This is a genomic window from Collimonas sp. (genome assembly GCF_035566555.1).
Lineage (GTDB): Bacteria > Pseudomonadota > Gammaproteobacteria > Burkholderiales > Burkholderiaceae_D > Collimonas.
Genome location: NZ_DATMRB010000176.1, coordinates 16,890 through 27,178 on the forward strand (window position 1 = coordinate 16,890; position 10,289 = coordinate 27,178).

Annotated in this window: 12 protein-coding genes; 6 read left to right on the forward strand and 6 right to left on the reverse strand. The window is 59.5% G+C overall.

The features are described from left to right. Positions 1-6 precede the first annotated feature (6 nt). The 3 genes from kdsA to ftsB all read left to right on the forward strand — a co-directional run bounded on the left by kdsA (position 7) and on the right by ftsB (position 2,712). Positions 7-861: a 3-deoxy-8-phosphooctulonate synthase gene (gene kdsA, locus VNZ65_RS22335; RefSeq protein WP_061942417.1), complete on the forward strand. Its 855-nt coding sequence runs from the start codon at positions 7-9 to the stop codon at positions 859-861. 111 nt (positions 862-972) lie between these two features. After that, on the forward strand, positions 973-2,256 hold the full coding sequence (gene eno / locus VNZ65_RS22340; protein ID WP_061942415.1) for a phosphopyruvate hydratase: 1,284 nt from the start codon (positions 973-975) through the stop codon (positions 2,254-2,256). 75 nt (positions 2,257-2,331) lie between these two features. Continuing rightward, entirely contained in the window at positions 2,332-2,712 is a 381-nt protein-coding gene (gene ftsB, locus VNZ65_RS22345; protein WP_325672993.1) for a cell division protein FtsB, read from the forward strand. A gap of 93 nt (positions 2,713-2,805) precedes the next feature. Here the strand turns inward: ftsB and hslO are convergent, their stop codons facing one another. Both hslO and VNZ65_RS22355 read right to left on the reverse strand, forming a co-directional pair. Continuing rightward, positions 2,806-3,768 carry an Hsp33 family molecular chaperone HslO gene (gene hslO, locus VNZ65_RS22350; RefSeq protein ID WP_325672995.1) on the reverse strand — a complete coding sequence of 321 codons (963 nt, stop codon included), beginning with the start codon at positions 3,766-3,768 and terminating at the stop codon, positions 2,806-2,808. 52 nt (positions 3,769-3,820) lie between these two features. Then, a complete protein-coding gene (locus VNZ65_RS22355) occupies positions 3,821-4,345 on the reverse strand; it encodes a gamma carbonic anhydrase family protein (protein ID WP_062117651.1) in 525 nt (174 codons plus the stop codon). A gap of 107 nt (positions 4,346-4,452) precedes the next feature. On the opposite strand from VNZ65_RS22355, the gene VNZ65_RS22360 reads away from it, so the two are divergent. Next, positions 4,453-5,298 carry a ferritin-like domain-containing protein gene (locus VNZ65_RS22360; protein WP_325672997.1) on the forward strand — a complete coding sequence of 282 codons (846 nt, stop codon included), beginning with the start codon at positions 4,453-4,455 and terminating at the stop codon, positions 5,296-5,298. Positions 5,299-5,339: 41 nt separating this feature from the next. On the opposite strand, the gene VNZ65_RS22365 is transcribed toward VNZ65_RS22360, so the two are convergent. From VNZ65_RS22365 to VNZ65_RS22380, 4 genes are read right to left on the reverse strand one after another with little or no spacing between them, the layout of a single operon-like run. Beyond that, positions 5,340-5,897 (reverse strand): RDD family protein, encoded by a 558-nt coding sequence (locus VNZ65_RS22365; RefSeq protein WP_325672999.1) that lies wholly within the window; start codon positions 5,895-5,897, stop codon positions 5,340-5,342. Between the two features lie 5 nt (positions 5,898-5,902). Further along, positions 5,903-6,637: a DUF3106 domain-containing protein gene (locus tag VNZ65_RS22370; protein WP_325673001.1), complete on the reverse strand. Its 735-nt coding sequence runs from the start codon at positions 6,635-6,637 to the stop codon at positions 5,903-5,905. Then, positions 6,634-7,080 carry a DUF3619 family protein gene (locus VNZ65_RS22375; RefSeq protein WP_325673003.1) on the reverse strand — a complete coding sequence of 149 codons (447 nt, stop codon included), beginning with the start codon at positions 7,078-7,080 and terminating at the stop codon, positions 6,634-6,636. The genes VNZ65_RS22370 and VNZ65_RS22375 overlap by 4 nt, the downstream gene beginning before the upstream one ends. After that, on the reverse strand, positions 7,077-7,646 hold the full coding sequence (locus tag VNZ65_RS22380; protein WP_325673004.1) for an RNA polymerase sigma factor: 570 nt from the start codon (positions 7,644-7,646) through the stop codon (positions 7,077-7,079). Before VNZ65_RS22380 ends, VNZ65_RS22375 begins: the two co-directional genes overlap by 4 nt. Before the next feature lie 649 nt (positions 7,647-8,295). Here VNZ65_RS22380 and VNZ65_RS22385 point away from each other — a divergent pair. Both VNZ65_RS22385 and ilvN read left to right on the forward strand, forming a co-directional pair. Beyond that, positions 8,296-10,023, forward strand: coding sequence for an acetolactate synthase 3 catalytic subunit (locus VNZ65_RS22385; RefSeq protein WP_325673006.1), 1,728 nt, complete (start codon positions 8,296-8,298; stop codon positions 10,021-10,023). A gap of 2 nt (positions 10,024-10,025) precedes the next feature. Beyond that, positions 10,026-10,289 (forward strand): acetolactate synthase small subunit (ilvN, locus tag VNZ65_RS22390; protein ID WP_325661948.1); only part of this gene is annotated, 264 nt, incomplete at its 3' end.

Here is a 10,289-nt window from a genome sequence, read left to right on the forward strand (position 1 = left end):
AAGAACATGAAACTTTGTGGCTTTGACATCGGCCTGGATCAGCCGTTTTTCCTGATCGCCGGTCCGTGCGTGATCGAATCGCGCCAGATGGCGCTCGACACCGCCGGGAAACTGAAAGAGATCACCAGCGAGCTGGGCATCAATTTCATCTACAAATCGTCGTTCGACAAGGCGAACCGCTCATCCGGCTCCTCGTTCCGCGGTCTCGGCATGGATAAGGGGTTGGAGATCCTGGCGGAAGTCAAAGCGCAAATCGGCGTGCCGGTGCTGACCGATATTCATGAAATCTATGAAATCAAGCCGGTGGCAGCGGTGGTCGATGTCTTGCAGACGCCGGCCTTCCTGTGCCGCCAGACCGATTTCATCAACGCTTGCGCGCAGTCCGGCAAGCCGGTGAATATCAAGAAGGGCCAGTTCCTGGCGCCGCACGACATGATCAACGTCATCGCCAAGGCCCGCGCTGCAGCGCGCGAAGCCGGCCTGGACGAAGATAATTTCATGGCCTGCGAACGCGGCGCCTCGTTCGGCTACAACAACCTGGTGTCCGACATGCGCTCGCTGGCGATCATGCGCGAAACCGGTTGCCCGGTGGTATTCGACGCCACCCATTCGGTGCAACTGCCCGGCGGCCAGGGCAGCACCTCGGGCGGCCAGCGCGAGTTCGTGCCGGTGCTGGCGCGTGCCGCCATCGCCGTGGGCGTCTCGGGCGTGTTCATGGAAACCCATCCGAATCCGGCGGAAGCCAAATCGGACGGCCCCAATGCGGTGCCGCTGGGACGCATCAAAGAATTGTTGTCGACCATGATAGACCTGGACCGGGTCGTCAAAAAGAATGGCTTTATCGAAAGCAATTTCGGTTGATTGCTTGGGGGGACTATATAGCTGCTGCTATACAAGTAAGTGGTGAAGCTTGAACCTTGTCCCCGCAAATGGTTTTAATATCGCGCATATTTTTATTTGATAGGGAAATACATGAGTGCAATCGTTGACATCATTGGCCGCGAAATTATTGATTCGCGCGGTAATCCGACTGTAGAGTGCGACGTCCTGCTGGAATCCGGCGTGATGGGCCGTGCGGCTGTGCCGTCCGGTGCCTCCACCGGTTCGCGCGAAGCGATCGAGCTGCGCGACGGCGACAAGAGCCGTTACGGCGGCAAGGGCGTCCTCAAAGCCTGCGAGCATATCAACACCGAAATCTCCGAAGCCATCATGGGCCTGGATGCCAGCGAACAAGCGTTCCTGGATCGTACCCTGATCGACCTCGACGGCACTGAAAACAAGGGCCGCCTGGGCGCCAACGCCATGCTGGCAGTATCGATGGCGGTGGCCAAGGCTGCTGCCGAAGAAGCCGGCCTGCCGCTGTACCGTTATTTCGGCGGCAGCGGCGCGATGCAGATGCCGGTGCCGATGATGAACGTCATCAACGGCGGCGAGCATGCCGACAACAACCTGGACATCCAGGAATTCATGATCATCCCGGTCGGCGCACCGAGCTTCCGCGAAGCGCTGCGTTACGGCGCAGAAGTATTCCACGCGCTGAAGAAAATCCTGCATGACAAGGGTTTGTCGACCGCGGTTGGCGACGAAGGCGGTTTTGCGCCTAACCTGGCCAGCCACGAAGAAGCGCTGAAGCTGATCATCCAGGCGATCGAAGCCGCCGGCTATGAGCCAGGCACGCAAATCGCCCTCGGCCTGGATTGCGCGGCCAGCGAATTCTACAAGAACGGCAGCTATGTCCTGGCCGGCGAAAACATGACCCTGACCGGCGCCCAATTCACCGGCCTGCTGGCATCGTGGTGCGACAAGTACCCGATCATCAGCATCGAAGACGGCATGGCGGAAAACGACTGGGATGGCTGGAAACTGCTGACCGAAACCCTCGGCAAGAAGATCCAGCTGGTGGGCGACGACCTGTTCGTCACCAACACCAAGATCCTGAAAGAAGGCATCGACAAGGATATCGCCAACTCGATCCTGATCAAGATCAACCAGATCGGCACCCTGACCGAAACTTTCGCTGCGATCGAAATGGCCAAGCGCGCCGGCTACACCGCAGTGATCTCGCACCGTTCCGGCGAGACCGAAGATTCGACCATCGCCGATATCGCGGTTGGCATGAACGCCTTGCAGATCAAGACCGGCTCGATGTCGCGTTCGGACCGCATGGCCAAGTACAACCAGCTGCTGCGCATCGAAGAAGACCTGGGCGATGTCGCCAGCTATCCTGGCCGTAGCGCGTTCTATAATATTAAGTAATTCGCAAGGAGTAGGGTGGGCACTTGTGCTCACCCTACGTTTGATTTGATAAGACGGTAAGTCGACCCTGACACGATGCGCTTAATTGCTATTTTCCTGACCGTTCTACTGCTGCTGGTCCAGTACCCGCTGTGGCTGGGCAAGGGCGGCTGGCTGCGCGTCTGGGACATGGATCAGCAAGTGCATGCCGCGCACGACAAGATCACCGAGCTGAAAGCGCGCAACGCCAAGCTCGACTCGGAAGTGCACGATTTGAAGGAAGGCACCGGCGCCGTGGAAGAACGGGCGCGGACTGAGCTGGGCATGATCAAGCAGGATGAGATCTTCATCCAGATCCTCGATCCGAACGGTAATCCGGCCGATGCGCCGGCGCCGCCGAATCCGGAACTGACCGCGGTGGAAAAAACGATTGCGGTTGCGGTCCCGGATGAGCGAGGCAAGAAGCCGCAGCATTGAGGTACAGGATTTCGCGGGCAGAGAGCAGGAACTGGCCGCCGCAGGAGAAGCGACGGCGCCGCATTATGTTGAATAATGCGGCGCCGTTTTGTCTTAGTGCTTGCTGGATCCGGTAGGCAGCAGCGCCTCGACCGGCGCTTCGGTGGCGAACAGGTGGGCGCAGTCGACCTTGTCGAATTCATAGTGCTGGCCGCAGAAGTCGCAATCCACCGCCAGCTTGCCGAGGTCCGCCAGGGCTTCTTCGATTTCAGGCTCGCCCAGCATTTTCAGCATGTTGCCGACTTTCTCGCGCGAACAGTTGCATTGGAAACTAGGCAGCTGCGGCTCGAACACGCGGATGTTTTCTTCCCAGAACAGGCGTCGCATCAAGGTCTGGATATCGGTCGTCAGCATTTCTTTCGGCTGCAGGGTGCCGCCCAGCGCCATGAAGCGGTTCCAGGTTTCCAGGTCGTCGTTGATGGGCGCATCGATGCCACCGTGATTCGGCAATTTCTGCAGCAGCAGGCCGCGCGCCACCTTGTCGTCAGCAGCCAGCCACAGCTTGGTGTCCAGCTGCTCCGAGCGCAGCATGTAGTTTTCGATGACCGTGGCGACACTCTCGCCATCCAGCGGCACGATGCCCTGGTACGGTTTCTGGCCAGGCATCTTGTCCTGCGGGTCAAGGGTAATGACGAAGCGCCCCTGGCCGTCCAGGTTGACCAGCTGCGACATGCTGGCGTCGTCGTCGATCACGGCATCCGGCGCCAGCTTGGCGGTAGCGCGCATGTGCAGCTGCGAATCGCATTCGGCCACCAGCAGGCGCACCGGACCATCGCCGTGAATCTGCATGACGATGACGCCATTGAATTTCAGGTTGGCCGACATCAATGCTGCCGCGGCCATCATTTCACCCAGCAGCGTCGTCACCGGCCGCGGATAATGATGATGCGTCAGCACCTGCTGCCAGGTCGTCGACAGCTCCACCAGCTCGCCGCGCACCGCGGCATTTTCCACCATGAATTTCTGCAGCGAGTCGCCGGCCGTGCCGTTTGTTTCCGCCATCGTTGTTACGTCCATATCTTTATCCACTGTTTTCTGTTGATTGACTGCTGCTTGTTTTACTTGCGGGTTATCCGATCTGCTTGAGCCCGGCCTTGTATTCCTGGCCGCGTTCGATGTAGTGCGTGGCGTTGCCGGCCAGTGCCGCGACATCCTGTTCACTGAGGGTGCGCACCACTTTGGCGGGCGAACCGATGATCAGCGAATTGTCGGGAAATTCCTTGCCTTCGGTGACCAGCGCACCGGCGCCGACCAGGCAGTTCTTGCCGATCTTGGCGCCATTCAGGATCACGGCCTGGATGCCGATCAAGGCACCGTCGCCGATCGTGCATCCGTGCAGCATCGCCTGGTGGCCGACGGTGACATTCTTGCCTATCGTCAGCGGGAAACCCATGTCAGTATGCAGCGTGCTGCTTTCCTGGACATTGCTGCCCTGGCCGACCGTGATCAATTCATTATCGCCGCGGATCGTGACGCCGAACCAGACGCTGGCGTCGGCTTCCACCCTGACTTTGCCGATCAGGTTGGCGGAAGGCGCAATATAGGCCGATGGGGCGATGTCGGGGGCATGCTCGCCCAATTGGTAGATGGCCATAATTGTGTAAAATTCGCTCCGTAAAAGACTGATTGCCATTAATTAATCGCTATACATATGTCCGAAGTCCGATTTTTCAACCATAGCGCCATTCTACCGCCGTCGACATGAACCAGCCTGCCGAAACTAGCCTTGCCGTCGCCACTGCTGCCAAGGCAGAGCTGCGTGCAGTCGCCCTGCAATGCCTGTGCGAGGCAGACGTCGCCGCCAAAGTGGCCGCGGTCGAGGCCTTGGCTGCGGCCTGGAGCAAGGGTGATATGAGGCTGGACACGGATGCCGTGCTGAGCGCCGTTGCCGCCGTCCCGGGGCGGCCCTTGCTGCCGGCGCTGGTGCCGCCGCGCGAGGTGAAGCATCGCTCCATGGCATCAGTGGAAGGGCGTGCCGCCATGATCCATGCATTGGCGCACATCGAATTCAATGCCATCAACCTGGCGCTCGACGCCATCTGGCGTTTTGCCGGCATGCCGCCTGAGTATTATGCCGACTGGCTGCGGGTGGCTAGGGAAGAAGCTTACCACTTTAGCCTGCTGGCAAGGCATTTGCAGACACTGGGCTACGCCTACGGCGATTTTTCCGCGCACAACAGCCTGTGGGAGCTGACGGAAAAGACCAGCGACGACGTCGTCGCCAGGATGGCGCTGGTGCCGCGCATGATGGAAGCGCGCGGGCTGGATGCTTCGCCGCGCACCCGCGCCAAGCTGGCGCAAGCCGGCGACGAGCCTGCGGCAGCCATCATCGACATCATCCTGCGCGACGAGATCGGCCATGTGGCGATCGGCAACCGCTGGTACGGCTGGCTCTGCCGGCGCCGCCGGCTGGAACCGCTGGCGACCTTTGCCGCCCTGGCGATCCGCTACAAAGCGCCGATCCTGCGCGGACCATTCAATCTGGAGGCGCGGAGGGCGGCCGGGTTTTCGGAGCAGGAATTGCTGGCCTTGCAGCAGCAGGAATGAAAAAAAACGCTCAGGATTCCGGCTGAGCGTCTTTCAGATGATTAGTGATACCACTTGTGCTTGCGGGCGGGAACCACGATTTCCGCCATGTCCACCAGCCTGGTGCCGGCGATGCGGTCGTGCAGGAACTGGCGTTGCGGATCCAGGTAAATCGTCATGGCCCAGAGGATGAAATTGGCGGCCGGCACCCAGACCAGCATCCAGGTATGCGCACCCAGCGCCCAGGCCAGCGCCAGTCCCGGCAGGAACCAGCACCAGCTCAGCAGGAAACGCAGCGCCGCGCGCCCGGCCCTGACCGCACTGCCGTCGCGGTTGACCAGCCGTATGCGCCAGGTTTTCATGGCCAGGGTCTGGCCGCCGTGGCTCCAGCACCAGACGAAATATACGGTTAACACCAGGAACAGCCAGGCTTGCTGGGCATGCCGCAGATAGAGGGCGTTGCGTTGCTGCAGCAGGGTGGAGAAAATCCAGCCTGAAATGAACAGGATGCCGAACAGCAGCATGGCTTCATACATGATGCTGCCGAAGCGGCGTTTCAATGAGGGTGTTTGCTGCGCGCTGGCAAGCGCCGGGACGGCCGGCGAAGCGGGAGTGTTCAAAATGCTTATTTTGTGCCGGGCGCCGCAGCCGGCGCCGGTGTCGGCACGGCAGCCGCTGCCGGGGTCGCCGCTGCCGGTGCTATCACGGCGGTTTGTTCGGTAGCTGCAGGCGGCGCCAGCTTGACCGGCGCAGCTGGGTTGTTCTTGTTCAAGTGGGCTGGCGGCATGGTGGTCACACGTTTATGCAGCGGCGTGGCTTGGTCGGCCAGCTCTTTCTTTTTTTCTTCGGAAAGCTGCTGGTATTGCTGCCAGCGCAAGGCTCTCTGTTCTGTATCCAGCTTGTTGGCGCGCGCATAGTTTTCACGCGCGATGCGGCGCTGTTCCGGCGTCAGCGTGACCCAGCCGCGCATCCGCGCCTGCAGCCTTTCCTGTTCGGCCGGCGTCATGTTGACGTAACGGCCGCTGATTTCCAGCCATTTCTTGCGGGTAGCCGGCTTCAGCTTGTTCCAGTCCGGCTCCAGCGGCGCCAGGATATGCTGCTGCACCGCAGTCAGCTCAACCCAGTTAGGCACGGCGTTGCCGATCACTTTGGTCATCTTGGGGACGTTGACGTGCATCTCGCTGGCGCTTACAGCCAGCGGGGCAGCATGGGTCGGCACCACCGGCCCGACTACCGCCAGCACGGCGCCGCCGGTGATCAGCACTGCAAAAGCAGCGCCGAGCAGGCGTTTGGCGCGGCCGCTCAACTTGCCGGCGGCCGTCTTGTGTTCATTCGGATGGGAAGAAGTGGCCAAGGTCATTGCTCTTGCTGCGTGCTGTCTTGTTGCGGTTCTTGCTGCTGAGCCAGGAAGGCGCTGAAGCCGCGGTCCAGATAAGCCGACGGCGGCAGTTCGTCCGACAGCACGGCGGCATCGATATCGGCAGTGGCGGCAATCCGGTGCTGCTGCTCGAACTGATACAATCCAGACAACAGCACCGCGCCGACTAGGATAGGCGCAACGACGCCGAGCCGCCTCAGCCAGGACAGCGGGTCATTGAAGAAATTACCAGCGAAGTTGCCAGCATGGCCAGCCAGCACGCCCTGGCGCGCCACGACACGGACCGGAGCGTCTTTTTTCTTGCGCGCAAGCGCAGCCTGGCGTGCCGCGGCCAGGCGGTCGACGGCCGGCGCCGGCAGCTGGTCCAGGTTTTCATTCAGTGCATGCCGCACCTTGAAAGCGAAGTTGATTTGTTTGTGGTTCATAAGCTGATTCCTTTGGCCTTGAGCGATAGCGCCAGAGCGTGCGTTGCGCGAGAGCAGTGCGTCTTTACGCTGCCTTCCGAGCATCCCATTGCAGCCGCGGTCTCGGCAACATCCATGTCCTCCCAATAACGCATCAGGAAGGCTTCCCGTTGACGTGCCGGCAGCTTCTGTACTTCCTGATCGATGATATTGAGAATTTGCTCACGTTCCAGCTTGTTGGCGCTGGATTCCGTGGCTTGCGAGTCTTCCGGCGACTCGAAGGTTTCCAGGACGTCGTAGTCTTCGTCATTGGCGTTGTTATGCCCCATGCTGGAAAACAGGCTGACCCAGGTGTTGCGGACTTTTTCCCTGCGGAAATAGTCATGGATGGTGTTCTGCAGGATGCGCTGGAACAGCATCGGCAGCTCGGCGGCCGGCTTGTCGCCGTATTTTTCGGCCAGCTTGATCATGGCGTCCTGGACAATGTCCAGCGCCGACTCGTCCTTGCGGACGGCATACACCGCCTGCTTGAAAGCCCGGCGCTCGACGTTTTCGAGGAAGTCGGAAAGTTCTTTATCGGTGGCCATGCTGTGCGGCGAATTCGGTCATTGGCGGGCTAATTAACGGGCTATTGCTGTGGTTCAAGTTGCTGTTTCTCTATATTGTCATGCTGCCGGAAAACGGCCACGCCTGGAGCTGACCCCGGTGTTGACTCGTTGACGCCAGCCGCCCTTGGCCTGTGTCCGGAATTGTTGCGGCCATCGCCTCGGCAGACAATGGTTGACAATTAATTCCAGACTGGCCGAATGCTAGCAAAAAAGCAGGGTGTTGTGGGTAAAACTACAGCAAAAGGCATGATTTAACGCGGATTTCATGTAATTTGGCTTGACCGAAATGAAACTACGCATTATGGTAGCTATCCACCTCGGCATCCTGGGGTGTGACTAAGCCTTTTCGTTGACGACCCAACATGTTGCTCAACGGATAGGCATGCTGCATATATTTGTAAGCTGTTTGCTCTAACCCGTGCCACAAGCGCGAGAATCAGGCGACAACGTAAACAGGAATTTCGGCTGAACGAGTAGCGTTTAGCGCCATTTTGAATCGTATCTACGGCTACGCAACGGAATGACGTGACCGCACAAAGAAGGGACGCCGTAGCACTGATACGCTTCGCCATTTCGTCAGGAAAGAGCATCCGATCAATTTCCAATGGACCTTGAAAGGATCTAGTAAATGAGCAAAGACACGAACCTGCCTATCACCGGCGCGGAAATTCTCGTGCGCTGTCTGGCGGAAGAGGGAGTCGAACACGTGTTCGGTTATCCCGGTGGCGCTGTGCTGTACATCTACGACGCCATTTTCCAGCAAGAAAAATTCCAGCATATCCTGGTACGTCATGAGCAAGCTGCGATCCACGCAGCCGATGCCTATTCACGCAGTTCGCAAAAGGTCGGCGTGGCGATCGTCACGTCCGGTCCCGGCGTCACCAATGCGGTGACCGGCCTGGCCACGGCCTATATGGACTCGATCCCGATGGTGGTGATTTCGGGTCAGGTGCCGTCCTATGCGATCGGCGAAGACGCGTTCCAGGAGTGCGACACAGTCGGCATTACACGTCCGTGCGTCAAGCACAACTTCCTGGTCAAGGATGTCAAGGATTTGGCATCGACCATCAAGAAGGCGTTCTTTATCGCCAGCACCGGCCGTCCCGGTCCCGTGCTGGTGGATATCCCTAAAGACATCACCATGCACCGCCACGTGTTCGACTATCCGAAGGAAGTCGAGATGCGTTCCTACAAGCCGGTCGACAAAGGTCATTCGGGCCAGATCCGCAAGGCGGTGCAGCTGTTGCTGACCGCGGAACGGCCGATGATCTATGCCGGCGGCGGCGTGATCCTGGCGAATGCCTCGCCGGAGCTGAACAAGCTGGTCGACCGCCTCGGCTACCCGTGCACCACGACCCTGATGGGCCTGGGCGGCTACAAGTCGTCGAGCGACAAGTTCGTCGGCATGCCGGGCATGCACGGCACCTACGAAGCCAACATGGCGATGCAGAACAGCGACGTGCTGATCGCCATCGGCGCCCGCTTCGACGACCGCGTGATCGGCAATCCGAAGAACTTTACCTCGGTGTCGCGCAAGATCATCCATATCGACATCGACCCGTCCTCGATCTCCAAGCGCGTCAAGGTGGATATTCCTATCGTCGGCAACGTCAAGGATGTGCTGCAGGAACTGCTGGCGCAGCTGGATGCCGCCGAGACCCGGCAAAATACCGCGGCCTTGTCCAGCTGGTGGAAACAGATCGAAGAATGGCGCGGCCGCGACTGCCTCAAGTTTGCTGACTCGAAAGAAGTCATCAAGCCGCAGTCCGTGGTGCAGAAGGTCTGGCAGATCACCGACGGCGACGCTTTCATCACCTCCGACGTCGGCCAGCATCAGATGTGGGCGGCGCAGTACTACGGTTTCGACAAGCCGCGCCGCTGGATCAATTCCGGCGGCCTCGGCACCATGGGCGTCGGCCTGCCGTACGCGATGGGCGTGCAGATGGCCAACCCAGGCTCGACTGTAGCCTGCATCACCGGCGAAGCCTCGATCCAGATGTGCATCCAGGAACTCGCCACCTGCAAGCAATATCATTTGACGCCGAAGATCATCCTGCTCAACAACCGTTTCCTCGGCATGGTCCGGCAATGGCAGCAGATCGATTACGGTTCGCGCTATTCCGAGTCCTATATGGATTCGCTGCCGGACTTCACCAAGCTGGCGGAGTCCTTCGGCCACGTCGGCATGAAGATCGAAAACCCGGCCGACGTCGATGGCGCGCTGAAGGAAGCGTTCGCCATGAAAGACCGGCTGGTATTCATGAATTTCATCACGGATCAAACCGAAAACGTCTGGCCGATGGTCAAGGCGGGCAAGGGCTTGACTGAAATGCTGCTCGGTTCGGAGGATCTGTAATCATGCGCCATATCGTTTCTGTACTGCTGGAAAATGAAGCCGGCGCGCTGTCGCGCGTGGTAGGTCTGTTTTCGGCCCGCGGCTACAACATCGAGACATTGACGGTCGCACCGACCGAAGATGCAACCTTGTCACGCATGACCATCGTGACAAGCGGTTCGGATGACGTGATCGAACAGATCACCAAGCACCTGAACCGTCTGATTGAAGTCGTCAAAGTGGTCGACCTGACCGAAGGCGCACATATCGAACGCGAGCTGATGCTG

Bases quoted from the DNA above. Each gene is read 5' to 3' on its own strand.
- kdsA (WP_061942417.1), top strand. From the start codon at position 7: ATGAAACTTTGTGGCTTTGACATCGGCCTGGATCAGCCGTTTTTCCTG.
- eno (WP_061942415.1), top strand. From the start codon at position 973: ATGAGTGCAATCGTTGACATCATTGGCCGCGAAATTATTGATTCGCGC.
- ftsB (WP_325672993.1), top strand. From the start codon at position 2,332: ATGCGCTTAATTGCTATTTTCCTGACCGTTCTACTGCTGCTGGTCCAG.
- hslO (WP_325672995.1), bottom strand. From the start codon at position 3,768: ATGGACGTAACAACGATGGCGGAAACAAACGGCACGGCCGGCGACTCG.
- VNZ65_RS22355 (WP_062117651.1), bottom strand. From the start codon at position 4,345: ATGGCCATCTACCAATTGGGCGAGCATGCCCCCGACATCGCCCCATCG.
- VNZ65_RS22360 (WP_325672997.1), top strand. From the start codon at position 4,453: ATGAACCAGCCTGCCGAAACTAGCCTTGCCGTCGCCACTGCTGCCAAG.
- VNZ65_RS22370 (WP_325673001.1), bottom strand. From the start codon at position 6,637: ATGACCTTGGCCACTTCTTCCCATCCGAATGAACACAAGACGGCCGCC.
- VNZ65_RS22375 (WP_325673003.1), bottom strand. From the start codon at position 7,080: ATGAACCACAAACAAATCAACTTCGCTTTCAAGGTGCGGCATGCACTG.
- VNZ65_RS22380 (WP_325673004.1), bottom strand. From the start codon at position 7,646: ATGGCCACCGATAAAGAACTTTCCGACTTCCTCGAAAACGTCGAGCGC.
- VNZ65_RS22385 (WP_325673006.1), top strand. From the start codon at position 8,296: ATGAGCAAAGACACGAACCTGCCTATCACCGGCGCGGAAATTCTCGTG.